This is a genomic window from Bradymonas sediminis (assembly GCF_003258315.1).
Classification (GTDB): domain Bacteria; phylum Myxococcota_A; class Bradymonadia; order Bradymonadales; family Bradymonadaceae; genus Bradymonas; species Bradymonas sediminis.
In genome coordinates this window covers 1233020-1248325 of the sequence record NZ_CP030032.1, presented here as the reverse complement: position 1 = coordinate 1248325, position 15306 = coordinate 1233020, and the positions used below count along the sequence as shown (strand labels likewise).

The window sequence follows — 15306 nt, the reverse complement described above, 5'->3', positions numbered from 1 at the left end:
AAAACACAAAGGAGTTCACCATGAAGTTCTGCACCCGTGCTATTCTTTTCCTGAGCCTGTCCCTGAGCCTCGTCACCTTCGGCTGCGATAAAAAAGAGGCCGAAGAGCCCGCAACAACCGAGGCAGCGGTCGAAAATGTCGACGAGGCTAAACCCGAAGCACAGGGGGCCGAAAAGGCTGAAGCGCCCGCCGAGAAAGCCCCCGAGAAACTCGCAAAAGTCGAACTCACGGCAACCGGTACCAAATTCGACCCGCCGATCAAAGTCGAGCAATTGCCCGCTGGCGCCTGGTATTGCGATATGGGAACCGTCCACTGGGCGAGCCTGGAAAACCCCAAGGACGGCCGTTGTCCCGAATGCAATATGAAGCTCAAACAATACGACCCCGACGCGCTCGCCGCTCAGAAAAAGCAAGCCGTCGAACCTCACGGCCACGCCCACGACGATGAGCACGGCCACGCCCACGACGATGAGCACGGCCACGCCCACTGAAACCACATGAGGTGGCGCTCTGGGAGGAGACCTTGACGGTCGATGGCGAACAGGCTTATCTATGTCGATATACCCAAGACCACCGACTGTCTCGACACGCTGTTTCTATTACCCCGGCAGCCCCGGGTTCCGAAAACACGATGAGGATGATGATGAAATTGCGCAATTTGCTGGCATTGATGTCGATGACTCTCCTACTGGGCGCGAGCGCCTGCAGCACGACCGAGAGCGCCCAAACCGACGCAGCGCCCGAGGTCGCTCAGCAGTCTCAGGACTTAGAGATGGCCCCCAAAGACGACCAGGCCGAAGCGGCTCATGAGATGAAGGCCGGCGATAAGCACGCCAAGATGAAGGAGATCTGCCCGATGCAGGTTGAGGGCACCACGCGAGAGTTGAGCAAACTCGACGACGCGGTCGCCATGGATTTCACGACCACCGGTGATGTCGACGAGCTTCGCGCGCGCGTCGAAAAGATGTCGCAGATGCACGGCAAAATGCACGGCGAAGGTGGCGATATGCACCACGGAAAGATGCACGGCGAGATGAAGCACGGTGAGATGAAGCACGGTGAGATGACCGAAGAGCAGCGTGAAATGCGGGAGCAGATGAAGCAGATGATGTCTGACGTCACCGTCTCCACCGAGGAACTCGACTCGGGCATGCGCCTGAAGCTCACGCCGGCGGACGCCGCGCAGGTCGACGCCCTCTACGGAATGATGCAGAAGCGCTCCGAGGCGATGGGCGAGCACGGACAGTGCCCCATGAAGATGATGGGCGCCGGCGCGCAGATGCAGGAGCAACCGCAAAACTAAAGGTTGCGGCATCGCCCCGAACAAGCTGCGCTGCAGATGGGTCCCCACAGGCCTATCCGCAGCGCAGCTTTTTATGATCTGCGACCGCTCCAGGTCGCCCGCTGCGCAATACTCGACAACCCACCGTAGAATACTCTACAGGCTCGCCGCCCGCGCGAGCTGTTGGGGGCGGCAGGCGAGCATTCCAAGTTGGCATGATCGCTGCTAGCTCAGCCGGGTGGTTGGGCGTTCGCGACCGACACCACAACATCGCTCGCGAAAAGACGCTTCGCTTTCGAGGGCTTGGTTGGCCTGCTTATCAGCCTCGACGCGCCAACCGCGTCGGTTGAATCATCCCCCTCACCCATTGAATTTTGGAGACGCCATATGATGCCCCAGTCAACCAGCAGCGATGCGAACACCTCGACAACCCAGACCACGCTGCCGATCGAAGGCATGACGTGTGCATCGTGCGTTGGCCGAGTCGAGCGCGCATTGATGGACATTCCCGGGGTGCGTGAGGTCTCCGTAAACCTCGCCACCGAGCGCGCGCATATCCGCGGGAGCGCCGACTCTGACGCGCTCGTCGCGGCGGTCGCCAAGGCCGGATATACCGCGCGCCCCATCGATATGGGCGCGGCCGCCGGCGATGACGCCGCCCAGGAGCGCAAAGACGCCGAGCGCACCCAACTCAAGCGCGACCTGACGCTCGCGGCCATTCTTACGCTGCCGGTCTTCGCGCTCGAAATGGGCTCACACCTCATCCCCGGCATGGAGGCGCTGATCGTGCGCACGATCGGCATGCAATGGAATTGGTATATCCAATTCGCGCTGACGACCCTGGTGCTGGCGATGCCGGGACTTCGGTTTTACCGCCTGGGCATTCCCGCGGTCTTTCGCCTCACCCCCGATATGAACTCGCTGGTCGCCGTTGGCACGCTCGCCGCCTACCTCTACTCGCTGGTGGCGACCTTCGTGCCGAGTTTGCTGCCGCCCAATACGGTCAACGTCTACTATGAGGCGGCCGCCGTAATCGTCACCCTGATCCTGCTGGGGCGCTTTTTGGAAGCGCGCGCCAAGGGCCGCACCTCCGAGGCGATTCAGCGGCTGGTCGGGCTGCAGCCAAAGACTGCGCGGGTGCGACGAGACGGAGCCGAGCGCGAAATCCCAATCGCCGAGGTTATCGCCGGCGATATCATCCTGGTTCGACCGGGCGAGCGCATTCCGGTGGACGGCGAAGTCATCAGCGGGCAGAGCTACGTCGATGAATCGATGATTACCGGCGAGCCGGTCCCGGTGCTCAAGACGGTGGACGCAGGATTGGTCGGCGGCACCGTGAATCAAAAAGGAGCGCTCACTTTCCGCGCAACGGCGGTGGGCGGTGAGACCGTGCTCTCGCAGATCATCCGCATGGTCGAGCAGGCGCAGGGCTCGAAATTGCCGATCCAGGCGCTAGTCGACAAGGTAACCATGCGCTTTGTGCCGATTGTGATGGCCGTGGCCGTAGTGACCTTCCTCGTCTGGCTGGCAGTGGGTCCAGATCCGGTGCTGACATTTGCGCTGGTGAATGCCGTGGCCGTTTTGATTATCGCCTGCCCGTGTGCGATGGGCCTGGCGACGCCGACCTCGATCATGGTCGGAACGGGGCGCGGTGCAGAGCTTGGCGTGCTCTTCCGAAAAGGTGAGGCGCTGCAGTCACTTAAGGACGCGAAGGTTGTGGCGGTCGATAAGACCGGGACGCTGACCGAGGGGCACCCGACGCTGACCGACCTGGTGATCAGCGAAGGCTTCGAGCGCACCAACGTTTTGGCGCTCATCGCTGCGGTCGAAGCACAGTCCGAGCACCCCATCGCGCGCGCCATCGTCGATGCCGCCGAAAGCGAGGGGATTGCGGTTCCGGACATCACCGACTTCGATTCAATCACCGGCTTTGGCGTTAAGGCGAAGGTAAACGGAGAGCTGGTTGAGATCGGCGCGGACCGCTATATGCGCAAGCTTGGGCTGGACGTGGCGGTCTTCGCCGACAACGCTGAGCGTCTGGGCAACGAAGGGAAAACGCCCCTCTATGCTGCCATTGGTGGCAAATTGGCGGCGATTATCGCCGTGGCCGACCCGATAAAAGAGAGCACACCGACTGCAATCGCAGCGCTTCACAAACTTGGCTTAAAAGTCGTGATGATCACGGGCGACAACCAGCGCACCGCCGAGGCCATCGCGCGCCAGCTCGATATTGACGAAGTCATCGCCGAGGTTCTGCCCGCCGACAAGGTCGACGCAGTCCGCAAATTAAAAGCCGAGCACGGCCAGCTCGCCTTTGTCGGCGACGGCATCAACGACGCGCCCGCGCTGGCCGAGGCGGATGTCGGCCTGGCGGTCGGCACGGGCACCGATATCGCCATCGAGGCGGCCGACGTGGTCTTGATGTCGGGCAGCCTGATGGGCGTGCCCACCGCCATCGCGCTGTCACGCGCGACGATCGGCAATATCCACCAGAACCTCTTCTGGGCCTTCGCCTATAACGCGGCGCTGATTCCGGTCGCCGCGGGCGTGCTCTATCCGACCTGGGAAATCCTGTTGTCGCCGATCTTTGCGGCCGGCGCGATGGCGTTGTCCAGCATCTTTGTGCTCGGCAATGCGCTGCGTTTGCGTGGATTTCAATCACCGGTGGAAGCAATACCGGCCAGCGGCGCGAAGGCGGTGTAATTGGATTCGCTGCTCGCCGCATCGCGTCCTGCCAATTAAAAAGCCCCGGGTTCCTCAAAGGAGCCCGGGGCTTCTGGGACAGAGGTTCTATTTTAGCAGGTCAGGATGATCTGGCTCCATTGCCTCATCCCCCGCCCGACTGCACGATACGTTTAGCCTCCTACCGCTGCAGCTTGAGCATCCGCGCATTAACGGTTTCGGATCAGCAGACCGTTTTGGGCGGCCAGCGACGTGGACACGGCGACGACCAGCGGGATAGCCAACCCAAGGCCGTGCGGGCAGGTGGTCACCTCTACACCGGTGTGAACCCCGATCGTCCCGGGAACGAACCGTCGAACCAATTGAGCGTGGTACACAATTTGCAAGTTGGCTTATACAATGCGTCTCGCAACACTGCGCTGCCCTCGCCAAAATGAGTCACCCATGCCCTTTCCCACCCATCGACAAGCCCGCCACGATGCGCCGCTCTCCTTTGAGCTAAACGACCGCGATCAAACGCTTCGACTTTGGATTGCGGCCATCCTCATCGTTGGGCTGACGGTGGTTCACTATATCACCGACAGTCACGCGGTCGCGTTTCATAATGTCTACCGCCGGCTCTATTATATCCCGATTGTGCTCGCTGCGTTTTCCTGGGGCGTCAAAGGTGGGGTCGGCGCGGCCGTGATCTCGTCGGTCTTCTATATCCCGCACGCCTTCTTTATGACCCACGCCGACCCGTCGCCCGCCATCGATAAGGTGCTCGAAATGGTTCTCTACGTGGGCATTGGCGGGCTGACCGGCTGGTTGGTCAGCCGCCAGAATGAGATTCGGCGCGCGCTTGAGCGCTCGCTGGCCGAGCGCGATATGCTCGAAGAAAGCCTGGTGCGCGCGGGGAAACTCAGCGCCCTCGGACAGCTCACCTCTGGGCTTGCGCACGAGATTCGAAACCCGCTGGCGGCGATTTTGGGGAGCGCCGAGACCCTGGTGGCTGAGTTCGACCCGAGCCATCGCAAATACCGCATGGGCCAGCTTTTGTTGCAGGAGATCGACCGCCTTAACCGGGTGGTCAGCGACTTCTTGGAATTCGCGCGCCCCGGCGAGCCTCAGCAAATGGAGGTCAACCCGGTGGCGCTGGCAAAAGAGGTCTTCGAGCTGACCGCAGCCCGCGCCCGTGAGCTTGATATCGCGGTGGATATCTCCCACGCTGAGGTTCCGCCCAGGCTTCTGGCCGACCCCGACCAGGTGCGCCAGGTGCTGCTCAACTTTTTTCTCAATGCCTATCAGGCCCTCGAAGAACGTGCGTCGACCGACGATTTCTCCCCCGAAATCGAGCTGCTCAGCGAGCAGCGAAAGGTCGGCGCGCGCAGCTATTTTTGCCTGGGCCTTCGCGACAACGGACCCGGGGTGCCCGGCGATATTCGCGAAAAGATCTTCGACCCCTATTTCACGACCCGGCTCGAAGGCAGCGGCCTCGGGCTGAGCGTGTCGGCGCGCATCGCCGAGACCCATGGCGGTTTCGTCGACGTCACCGACGCCTCGCCGGGCGCAATATTTTGGCTCTGCCTTCCGGAGATTAGTGAATGAACGGACGTATTTTGCTGGTTGAAGATGACGATAGTCTTCGCGAAATCCTGGCCTTTAACCTCGAGGACGCGGGCTTTTCGGTGGACACCGCCGAGAACGGCCGCCAGGCGCTAGAGAAATTCGACCCGACCCGCCACGAGACGGTCATCACCGACCTTCGCATGCCCGAGATGAACGGCATGGAGCTGCTGTCGGAATTGCTGGAGCGCGACCCTGCCGCGGTGGTGGTGGTGGTCACCGCCTACGGCAACACGGAGCGCGCGCTGGAGGCGATGCGCCGCGGCGCTTTTCACTATGTCGAAAAACCCGTCAACAACCTCGCCCTGCAAACAGTCATCAACAAGGCGGTCGATTATCGCCGCAGTCGGCGCGAAAATACTGCGTTAAAACAACGGGTTCAGCGCGGCGAGCGTCCGGCGCTTATCGCGTCGAGCCCGGCGATGAATGAGGTGCTTCGGCTGGTCGATAAGGTCGCGCCGAGCGACGCGACCATCCTCATTCAGGGGGAGTCGGGCACCGGCAAAGAGCTGATCGCCCGCGCCATCCACGAGCGCTCCGAGCGCGCCGACGCGCGTTTTGTCGCCATCAATTGCGCCGCGATTCCCTCGGAACTCCTCGAGAGCATCCTCTTTGGCCACGAGAAAGGCGCGTTCACCGGCGCGCATAGCGCCAGCGAGGGGAAGTTCGCGGCGGCTCATGGCGGCACGCTCTTTTTGGACGAAATCGCCGAGATGTCGGCCAAGCTCCAGTCCAAGCTGCTTCGCGTGCTCCAGGAAGGTGAGATCGAAGTCATCGGCGCGAACCAGCCGGTGTCCGTGGACGTGCGCGTGCTGGCGGCCACCCATCAGAACCTAAAAGAGCGCGTCGATCGGGGCGAGTTTCGCCAGGACCTCTTCTTTCGCCTCAACGTCATTCCGCTTCGCATCCCGCCGCTGAGAGAGCGCCGCGAGGATATCCCCGTGCTCTTTCGCTTCTTTTTGCGCCACCACGCCGAGGGCGAGGGCATTGAGGTCGACCGCGCGGTCGACGACGCCCTGCTCAAATACGATTGGCCGGGCAACGTGCGTGAGCTCCAAAATATCGTGGAGCGCATGATTCTATTGCGCGACGGCGCCCGGCTCACGCTGGCCGATGTGCCGGATATATTGCGACCTGACGCGGGCTTCGACGTCGACTCGGGCGCCCTGCCCTTTCAACTCCCCGAGGGCGGCCTGGACCTGATGGCGCTCGAAAAAACGATCATCCTGGCGGCCCTGGCGAAGATGGATGGCAACCAGTCGGCGACGGCGCGCTACCTTAATATCCCGCGCCACGTGCTGCTCTACCGCCTGGAGAAATACGAGGTTGACGACGATGAACCGGACGCGCCGAAATGAGCAGCGCGGCGGCGTTTCCAATCCCGTCCAATATGATCTAGGACATACCCATGCACATTGACGCCTCGGCGGGTTTCGGTCGAGAGTCTCAGCGCAACGCGAGCTCAATAAAATTAACTGGTTAATCACTAGCGAAAGGGGATCATCAATGAGTGAGAAAAGCTTCCAAGACAAAGTCGCCCTGGTCACCGGTGCAGCTGCAGGGATCGGCCGCGCGACCGCCCTGGGCTTCGCCAAAGAGGGCGCCAAAGTGGTCGTGTCGGACGTCGACGACGCCGGCGGCGAGGAGACGCTCGCGATGATCCGTGAGCTGGGCGGCGAGGGCATTTATGCGCACGCTGATGTATCCTCGCTTGAGCAGGTCGACGCGCTCTTCGACACGCTTAAGAAGACCTACGGGCGCCTGGACTTCGCCTGCAATAACGCCGGCATCGAGGGCGCACACGTCCCCACCGCCGACTGCACCCTCGAGAATTGGGACCGCACCATCGGCATCAACCTCAACGGGGTGTTTTATTGCATGCGTCGCGAGCTCGAATTGATGGCCCCGGCCAAAAGCGGCGTCATCGTCAATATGTCGTCGATCGCCGGGCTCAAGGGCTTGGCCAATATGCCGGCTTATGTGGCAAGCAAACACGCCGTGGTCGGGCTGACCAAGACGGCCGCGCTTGAATACGCGGGCATCGGTGTGCGCATCAACGCCATTTGCCCGGGCGGCGTCGCCACGCCGATGGTGGAGCGAATGACCGGCGGCGACCCCGAAATCATGGCCCAATACGCCGCGATGGAGCCGGTCGGGCGCATGGGCCGGCCCGAAGAGATCGCCGATGCGGTCATCTGGCTATGCTCAGACAAGGCGTCTTTTGTCACCGGCAGCGCCATTCCGGTCGACGGCGGGGTCCTCGCCGGCTGACCCGTGACCCGATAGTCGCCCAGACTTGCTCGGGCCGGAGCGCCATCTTCGACCCGAGCTACCCCACCCCACGACCCCACCTCAAGTTGACCATCGGGTATTCTGCCCTAGGTTTTCCCCCTAAGTGACGCGGACTCGCCGCGCCCGAAGCCTCCCGCTTCGAAGGCACCGCGTAGCAACACGCGCGAGTCGGCGCGCCTATTCTGTTCCATCCGCCCCGGCCTACCGGGCGGTTATCCTATACAGATCAGAGGAGAGCCATGAGGACCACCATCGTTGGATTATTCGACGAGGAAGAATCGGCAAAATTCCTCCACCAAGAAATCCAAAACCGAGGCATACACGAGCGCGACACAGAAGCCCTTTCATGGAGGAGGCTTAGCGAAGGCGACGACCCGTGGAATATTAACCCCGGGGGGCGCAGCGACTCAGATATTGCGACCAACCTGGCCGCACATTTGCGAAATTGGGGAATCCCAGAAGACGACTCATGGGACTTCGCCAAGGCGGTGCGCGAGGGCGGAAATATCGTGTTGGTGCGCTCCCAAGACACCGATAAGATCGACGAGATTGAGAAGTTAATGGAGCAAAACGAGGCGATCGACCTCGACGACCGCCGCGCGATGTGGCGCGACAAAGCGCATATGCGTGACGAATCATTCCCCGAAGACCACCATGAAAATACGGTGTTGCGCGCCGGCGGACCCTCCACCGATATGAGCTCCAATGGCACGCTGGCCCAGGATACCCACGACCGCTACGCAGGCGCGAGTCGCGACGTCGCCTCCACCGCCCGCCTGCACAAACCGGCGACCCACGACGACGCCGGCCTGCAAGAGGCTCATGAGGAGCTTCGCGTCAGCAAAAAGAAGGTCGCGGTCGGCACGGTGCGCGTGCATAAGCAGGTGAAAGAAGAGGAGGTCGAGGAAGACATCAAGCTGCGCTCGGAGACCGTTGAGATCGAGCGCCGCCCCATCGATCCCTCCGAGAAAATCGACGACGCCGACGATATCTTCCGCGAGGAGACTATCGAGTTCACCGAATACGCCGAAGAGCCCGTCGTCGAGAAGGTCGTGCGCCTCGACGATGAGTATGTCGCCAAACACAATGTCGAGGAGCATAAGGAGACGGTCCACGACACCGTGCGACGGGCGGTCGTGAATATTGAGCCCCTCACCCGCGAGATGAGGCCCGAGGACTCCTACGACAGCCACGAGCCGCATTTTCGCAACCACTATACCGGCAACTTCGCCGAACTCGGTCATTATGACGAGTATAGCCCGGCCTACCGCTACGGCCACGCGTTCGGGGCGAGTGAGCAATACGCCAACTTCAGCTACGACGAGGTCGAGCCGGCGCTGCGCCACTCCTACGAGGCGCAATACGGCAGCGGCACCTTTGACCGCTACCGCGACGCCGCGCGCTACGGCTTCGACTCGACCCGACGCCGCTAAAGCGTCGCCCGCCGCGTTTCGCAGCGGGCCAAAAAATACCCGCCCCCTTCTTCGCGAAGGGGCCGGGTATTTGGTTATGCGGCCTCGCCCACCCCTAACGCCCCACCAGCGCAACAGTAGCTCTTCCCCGTTGGGGAAGATGTCGCGAAGCGACAGAAGGGGTGCGGCGTACCAGCAACGCGCCGCAAAAATAACAAGACACCCGGCTCAATCCTCCCGATTCTCACCAATAAGCCGCCGAGACTCATCGCGGCTCAATTGACGTTTGGCCGCCAGCGCGAGCTTGGTGCGCCAACTCTCGCCGAGCGCGGGCAGATTCGCCAGGGCTGCGGCGTCTTCAAGCGCGCGCGCCGGGTCATAGCGCACCGCGTTCGCCCGCATCACCGTCCACTCGGGATGAGGACGCTCGCGCAGTCGAAGCGCCTGACCGCAGGCGACCTCGCCCTCTTCCAGGACGCGAAAATACCACCCCGTGAATCCGGTTTGCTGAACCCACAGGGCGAGCTTCTTTTCGCCCCATCGGCGCGCCAACTTCCAGCAGGGAGAGCGGGGCTGCGAGACCTCGACCAATGCCTCGCCAACTTCGAAAATATCCCCGATGCAAACGCTGTCCTCGTCGAGACCGGCGACCGTAAAATTCTCGCCAAAAGATCCGTAGGGAAGCTCAAGCCCGAGGCGCTCGCGCCAATAGGGATAACGCGCCGCGGGGTAGACGCAGACCGCCTTATCCGGGCCGCCATGCACGCGCAGATCCGCTTGCCCGTCGCCGTCGAGATTCGTACGCCCGAGGAAGATGGAGCCGCGCACCGCGTCTTTGAAAAACCCGGTGCGCCAGGGGCGGTGCATCGGCTCTTTGGCTCCCGGCGTCCCATATTCTCTGGGAAGACCGACGCGCAATGACATGAGCGTCGGCGCTCGCGAAGACCCGCTCAAGGATTGACCTCGTAGCTGGAGAGCGCCTTTTGAATGGTCGGCAATGCCTTCTCAAAATGGTCCTTTCGCCCGCCGGCGTCGACCAGATGAAGATTGTCGTCGGTGCGATAAATGGTGAGCCAATAGATAAAGGTCACGTCGTGCTGGTCGCGACCGAATTTAAGCAAGGTGCCCTTGTGGCCGTTGGCCGAGGTGGTCTTCTCCTCGCCGAGCAGCGCGTAGCCCTTTTGCAGGCGCATGCGCCGCTTGATCGCCTCGACCCAGAAGTCCTCGCCGGGTGATTTGGCCTCGGGGCCGGCCGGCTCGTCGAGCACCCGCACCCCCAGCGCGACGCCATCGATGGTGGTCGCGCGGTAGTCGAATAACTTGTCATATTCTGTGGTCACTTCGACCATCTCGGGCGGCGTCGTGATCGCGAAGCTCGCGCAGGCGCTCAGCCCCAGGAGCAGGCCCAGCAGCAGCGCCATACTCACAAGGCGCGCGATGGTCTTGCCGGTCGTCGCCGGCGATTTCAAAGCGGTATATTTAGACATAATCACATCCTCGGAATTTGCAGAAGACGTTGAACGCCGAGGCCGTCGATCCACGAAAACGGCAGCGTATATTCGGTATTGGGCAGCGTCTGGTTCGCCTTGGGGCGGAACTCGACGGTGATGGTCGAGTAGGCGATGCGGTCCTTATAGCCGCGCAGCGCCGCCTGCAATTGCTCGATCTCCAGGATGACCCGCCCGAGCTGCTGCTCGATGGCCAGCGCGTCTTTGACGTCTGAGGCCTTGGCCAGGAGCTCCTGAAGGCGCGCGCGCATCGCGAGCGCGCTGTCCAGGCGAATGCGGGTGTCGCGCACCACGGCGGTGACGTCCTCGGCCTGCCACTGCAGGTCGAGCAAGTCGCCCATCCCGGCGATTCGGTCGAGCATCACGCGGAATTTGGGCGCCGGGACACGCAGGATGACCCGATTGGTGCTGCGGGTCGACACCCAGCCGCCCTCAGATTCCACCAGCTCGATAATCTTCTCCTGAGTGTCGGCGACATCATAAAGGGCGAGCAGGACGGTCCCGTTATAGATGAGCAGAGGCGCGGTCTTGGCGGACTCTTCGCCCTTCGGCGCAGCGCCTGAGGTCGCCGCCTGTCCACCATTCGCGCTGGTATCGGGCGCGCCGCCGCCGCGCACCGGAGTGCCGGGCGCCGCCGCCTTAGGCGCGGGGCGCGGAGTCGGCGCCGAGCGACGCGCTACGCCTGAGCTAGACGCGGAGCGCCGCGACGGGGCAGGCGCCGACGCGGGCTGCACGTCATAATTCATAGACTCCGCTTCGGCATAGTCATAGGACTCCTCGCTTCGGCCCCCGATATCATAGGAATCATAGGAGTTCGCATACGAATTGTTCGGCCTTTGTTGCGAGGATGCACTGCACCCCGCCCCAACCCATAATAAAGCCCCTGCGCATAGACACACGCGCCATCGATTCATCACAGCTCACCTCGTCAAGAAACACATTTCTACCAATCGACTATCAACCAAATACTACACCACCCCGCCCGCTCGCCAAAATAGGCAAAGATGCAGCGACTTCTCTATCAACGCAGGCTTCTGCAAAAGGATCTAAATGGCTCCGAGTTGGCCGGGGCCGCAGCGTTGACCTCACCCTGGATATCTGGAAGAATCGGCCCCACACGCAGTAAAACTTAATGAATCCGAGGGAATTTATGCGCGCACCGATCTCGTCGGCGGTATCGTCCTCTGGTCAAGCACCTTTGCGGCCGCCAAAGCCAAAGAAGCGCGGGCTTCTTTACGCGCTCGGCGGGTGTGGCTGCGTGCTATTAAGCATCGTGATTGGGGCGTTGGTCATCATCATCGCGTCGGCCGCCTTAACCATAAATGCCGCCTCCAATATGGATAAGATGGGGACGACCACGATCTTGGATGCACCCACAAAACCCCGCGCGAAGAAGGCAAAAAAGGCCGCCGAAAGAGTCCTGGATAATTACGAAAAAGGAGCGCCGGAGGAGATATGGAAGCTCGCCTCTCCCGGGCTGCGCGAAGTTCTCGGCGACCATTCTAGCATCAAGGCCAGGAGAGACGAGCTTCAACAGGTCGGAAAACACAAAAAGCGCTACCTCATCGACCAGGGAACCGACCTGCTTCGTGGCAAGAACGGCAGCTTTATTGGTACCCAGAAATTCGTCTATGAGTACCGAAGCGGCAAGGAGCGCAGGGTCTATGAGTGCACAGTTTGGGTCCAGGACTCCAAAATTATCGGCGACAAGCATGGGCCCCCAGCCAGCGAAGACTTCCTCTTCGTCAGCGACAATTGCGCCCGCAAGACCGTCAAGTTCCGAAAGTCATGGGGCGACAAACCTACCAAGGAAGTACTGGCTTTCGGCGGAGCGATGCGGGAGCTCACGCAGGACGGCTGGGCCAGATACTCGTTCCCAAGCGGCTATGAAAAAGGCACGGAGCTCATCGCAAAAAAATGGCTCAAGGCGCTATATCGCGGCGACCATAAAGGCGCGTCCGCCCTCTTCAGCCCCGAAATGAAAAAACAGCTGCCCACCAAAGGCCTTAAAGCATTTGATGAAGTAGTGAGAGTTGCGAACCTCAAGAAATTTGAGATCACCGCATATGAGTGGGTAGCGGCGCCCACCTTTGATGCCTGGTTGTCTGGAAGTGAGCACCTCGGCACGACCTCGGTGCGAGCAAACGCGCCGATTAAAGGAAATAAAATCCTTGTGTTCGATTTTAAAGTTTACGGCCCCTATCGTAAGCCAAATCCCGCCGGTAAAGCCGCGAACACGCTGGAGATCAGCAAGCTGAAAGTGACGATCCATGACGCCAACTAATCGGCATAGATGAGCCGAGCTCCCTTGCCAAATTTAGCGCTGAGAGTTGCCCGAGGGCGGCGGACGTGTCAAAAGTAGATGCGGCCTCCACCCAATTTATGAGACGGCATTTGTCGCCCGAATCAGTCTCGAAGGACCTCAGCATGTCACCTCTCTCACTCATAGTCATGGCAATTGTGGCGCTCCTCGGACTCGCCACCGCGGTCGGCGCGGCGCTGATGCTTGTGGCGCGCAATAAGCGCCAGGCCGAGCTAGAGCACCAGGCCGAAGTTGAGCGTCAGGCAGCCATTAAATTAGACGCGTCGCTCCAAACACGAGCCCATGCGCCGCAGCCCGGGCGGGCGAGCGCTGCGAGCACCATCGACGACCTGGACTCGGCCCGAGAAATTCTGGCGACGATGAGCCACGAGATCCGCACGCCGCTCAACGGCGTGCTCGGCATGCTCCAGCTGCTCGAGAACACCTCACTCACCCGGGAGCAGCGCCGCATCGTGCAGACCATCTCGGACAGCGGGCAGGTCTTGTCCCGGGTCGTCGACGATTATCTAACCTATTATCGCCTGCAGTCCGGCCAGCAACTCATCGCGACCCCGGCGGCCTGCGAACTCGAAGACGTCGTGCTCCAGGCGATGATGCGCTACCAGGGGCTCGCGCGCGAGCGCGGCCTAAACATCGTCTTGGTCAGCGAAACCCGGATCCCCTACCTGGTCAAAACCGACGCCCTTCGCCTGCAACAGGTCCTGGCGAACCTGATCCTCAACGCCATCAAATATACCGAAATTGGCGAGGTCTGCGTGTCGCTGGAGCAGCACGGCGAGCGCACCGAGATCTCGGTCTCAGACACCGGCCCGGGCCTGAGCCCAAAGGCGCTGGAGACCATCTTCAAGCCCTTTATTCGCGAGGAGTCCACCGCGAACGCGGAGTCGGGCACGGGGCTCGGGCTGTCGATCGCGCGCCAACTAACAGGCGCGCTCGGCGGCGAGCTCAGCGTGGACTCAGAGGTCGGGGTGGGCACCAGCTTCACCCTGAGCTTTCCGTTCGAAATCCTGGTCGCGTCGCCGCCCAAATTGGCGAAGATGCCCTGGAAGTCGGCGTTGATTCTTGGCGGAAGCCCCGCCGCGTCCATGGCCCTGGCCGAGCTCTTAGAGGAATTGGGCCTTCGCGCACACCTGGCCGACGCGCCGCGCACCCGCGCGCATTTCGCCGCAGATATCGTCTTCGAATTCTCCAGCGACGCGCCCGCCGGCGTCCTTCCGACCCCGCTGAACGCCCGCGATAAGGTCGACGTCATCTGGCTGTCGGACCCGCGCGCCCACGACCTCGACCTCGACGAGGGCGCAAACCTCCTGCTGCAACCATTCTCGCGCGGCACCCTGCGCGAACTCCTCGAAGGCATGACCAGCGACGACCCGCGCCGCACGATTCGCACCGGCAGGTGGCGACGCTCGATGGCGGATTCGAACCCGCTGTCTATCCTCATCGCCGAAGACGACAGCGTCTCGGCCCAGGTCATCGTGGGGATGCTCGCCGGGTTGGGATATACACCCACCGTGGTGACCACCGGGCCGCAGGCCGTGGAGGCGCTGCGCCTGGGCCGCTTCGACGTGGCGCTGCTCGACATCAACCTGCCGGGGATGGGCGGCCTTGAGATCATCAAGCGGGTCGACGCGCGCAACACCTGGTGGGTGGCGATGAGCGCGTCGGTGCAGCCGGAGCTGCGCGCGCGGTGTCGCGCCGCGGGTTTTCGCGACTTCCTGACCAAGCCACTGACGGTGGGCGGGCTGCGAAGCGCGCTGACCCGCGGGGCCATCCGCGACTCCGGGGTGGTCGACCCGCGCGCCGGGCGCGCCGCGATCAACCAGATGCGCGACCTCTTCGCCCAATCCCCCGCGGCCTACCGAGACCTGCTGGCCGCGCATATCTCACAGACCGACCTGCTCTGCGCGGACCTCGAGTCCGGGTTTAAGAACGCCGCAGACCTGTCGACCGCCCGGCGCGCCGCCCACACCTTGCAGGCAGGCGCGGCGAGTTTTGGCTGCGAGCGAGTCTATAATTACGCGCGCATTCTCGACATTGAGTGGGATACGCTCAAGCCCTCCAAGCGCGCAGAAATCGTCGCCCATTTGCTCAAGGCGTGGCGCGAAGAAGAGCGGGCGCAGATCGTCGGCGAGCTCGAAGCCGCGCGCGACGCCTGCTGAGAGAAGTTGTGTTTTCGGCATCGGTTCATCGCCGCCCAGAACT

The 15306-nt window shown here is 62.0% G+C and carries 12 protein-coding genes; 9 read left to right on the top strand and 3 right to left on the bottom strand.

Annotated elements, in window-relative coordinates; genetic code table 11:
* Positions 1–20: 20 nt before the first annotated feature.
* From DN745_RS04670 to DN745_RS04640, 7 genes are all read left to right on the top strand, one after another.
* The gene (locus DN745_RS04670) at positions 21–491 is read left to right on the top strand and encodes a hypothetical protein (RefSeq protein ID WP_133622107.1); all 471 of its coding nucleotides are present in this window, start codon (positions 21–23) and stop codon (positions 489–491) included.
* Between the two features lie 185 nt (positions 492–676).
* Complete coding sequence (locus DN745_RS04665; protein ID WP_162687454.1) at positions 677–1303, top strand: hypothetical protein; 627 nt, start codon at positions 677–679, stop codon at positions 1301–1303.
* Between the two features lie 366 nt (positions 1304–1669).
* A complete protein-coding gene (locus DN745_RS04660; RefSeq protein ID WP_275426326.1) occupies positions 1670–3985 on the top strand; it encodes a heavy metal translocating P-type ATPase in 2316 nt (771 codons plus the stop codon).
* 423 nt (positions 3986–4408) lie between these two features.
* Positions 4409–5551: a sensor histidine kinase gene (locus DN745_RS04655; protein WP_162687453.1), complete on the top strand. Its 1143-nt coding sequence runs from the start codon at positions 4409–4411 to the stop codon at positions 5549–5551.
* Positions 5548–6927: a sigma-54-dependent transcriptional regulator gene (locus tag DN745_RS04650; protein ID WP_111332600.1), complete on the top strand. Its 1380-nt coding sequence runs from the start codon at positions 5548–5550 to the stop codon at positions 6925–6927. The genes DN745_RS04655 and DN745_RS04650 overlap by 4 nt, the downstream gene beginning before the upstream one ends.
* Positions 6928–7075: 148 nt before the next feature.
* Entirely contained in the window at positions 7076–7840 is a 765-nt protein-coding gene (locus DN745_RS04645) for an SDR family oxidoreductase (RefSeq protein WP_111332598.1), read from the top strand.
* A 260-nt stretch (positions 7841–8100) separates the two neighbouring features.
* On the top strand, positions 8101–9294 hold the full coding sequence (locus DN745_RS04640; protein ID WP_111332597.1) for a YsnF/AvaK domain-containing protein: 1194 nt from the start codon (positions 8101–8103) through the stop codon (positions 9292–9294).
* Between the two features lie 207 nt (positions 9295–9501).
* Here the strand turns inward: DN745_RS04640 and DN745_RS04635 are convergent, their stop codons facing one another.
* Genes DN745_RS04635 through DN745_RS04625 form a run of 3 tightly spaced genes read right to left on the bottom strand, consistent with a single transcriptional unit; the run spans position 9502 to position 11527 of the window.
* Positions 9502–10197, bottom strand: a complete 696-nt coding sequence (locus DN745_RS04635; protein WP_111332595.1) for an MOSC domain-containing protein — start codon at positions 10195–10197, stop codon at positions 9502–9504.
* Between the two features lie 26 nt (positions 10198–10223).
* Complete coding sequence (locus DN745_RS04630) at positions 10224–10760, bottom strand: hypothetical protein (RefSeq protein ID WP_111332594.1); 537 nt, start codon at positions 10758–10760, stop codon at positions 10224–10226.
* Between the two features lie 2 nt (positions 10761–10762).
* On the bottom strand, positions 10763–11527 hold the full coding sequence (locus DN745_RS04625) for a DUF4349 domain-containing protein (RefSeq protein WP_162687452.1): 765 nt from the start codon (positions 11525–11527) through the stop codon (positions 10763–10765).
* Between the two features lie 404 nt (positions 11528–11931).
* Between DN745_RS04625 and DN745_RS04620 the strand changes: the two genes are divergently transcribed.
* Together DN745_RS04620 and DN745_RS04615 are read left to right on the top strand one after the other, a co-directional pair.
* Positions 11932–13065 carry a hypothetical protein gene (locus DN745_RS04620; protein WP_133622109.1) on the top strand — a complete coding sequence of 378 codons (1134 nt, stop codon included), beginning with the start codon at positions 11932–11934 and terminating at the stop codon, positions 13063–13065.
* A 143-nt stretch (positions 13066–13208) separates the two neighbouring features.
* On the top strand, positions 13209–15263 hold the full coding sequence (locus DN745_RS04615; protein WP_162687451.1) for an ATP-binding protein: 2055 nt from the start codon (positions 13209–13211) through the stop codon (positions 15261–15263).
* The last annotated feature ends 43 nt before the right edge of the window (positions 15264–15306 follow it).

What these genes read in the sequence shown, in the direction of transcription:
- DN745_RS04670 (WP_133622107.1), top strand. Translation starts at nt 21, where the DNA reads ATGAAGTTCTGCACCCGTGCTATTCTTTTCCTGAGCCTGTCCCTGAGC.
- DN745_RS04665 (WP_162687454.1), top strand. Translation starts at nt 677, where the DNA reads ATGACTCTCCTACTGGGCGCGAGCGCCTGCAGCACGACCGAGAGCGCC.
- DN745_RS04660 (WP_275426326.1), top strand. Translation starts at nt 1,670, where the DNA reads ATGATGCCCCAGTCAACCAGCAGCGATGCGAACACCTCGACAACCCAG.
- DN745_RS04655 (WP_162687453.1), top strand. Translation starts at nt 4,409, where the DNA reads ATGCCCTTTCCCACCCATCGACAAGCCCGCCACGATGCGCCGCTCTCC.
- DN745_RS04650 (WP_111332600.1), top strand. Translation starts at nt 5,548, where the DNA reads ATGAACGGACGTATTTTGCTGGTTGAAGATGACGATAGTCTTCGCGAA.
- DN745_RS04645 (WP_111332598.1), top strand. Translation starts at nt 7,076, where the DNA reads ATGAGTGAGAAAAGCTTCCAAGACAAAGTCGCCCTGGTCACCGGTGCA.
- DN745_RS04640 (WP_111332597.1), top strand. Translation starts at nt 8,101, where the DNA reads ATGAGGACCACCATCGTTGGATTATTCGACGAGGAAGAATCGGCAAAA.
- DN745_RS04635 (WP_111332595.1), bottom strand. Translation starts at nt 10,197, where the DNA reads ATGTCATTGCGCGTCGGTCTTCCCAGAGAATATGGGACGCCGGGAGCC.
- DN745_RS04630 (WP_111332594.1), bottom strand. Translation starts at nt 10,760, where the DNA reads ATGTCTAAATATACCGCTTTGAAATCGCCGGCGACGACCGGCAAGACC.
- DN745_RS04625 (WP_162687452.1), bottom strand. Translation starts at nt 11,527, where the DNA reads ATGAATTATGACGTGCAGCCCGCGTCGGCGCCTGCCCCGTCGCGGCGC.
- DN745_RS04620 (WP_133622109.1), top strand. Translation starts at nt 11,932, where the DNA reads ATGCGCGCACCGATCTCGTCGGCGGTATCGTCCTCTGGTCAAGCACCT.
- DN745_RS04615 (WP_162687451.1), top strand. Translation starts at nt 13,209, where the DNA reads ATGTCACCTCTCTCACTCATAGTCATGGCAATTGTGGCGCTCCTCGGA.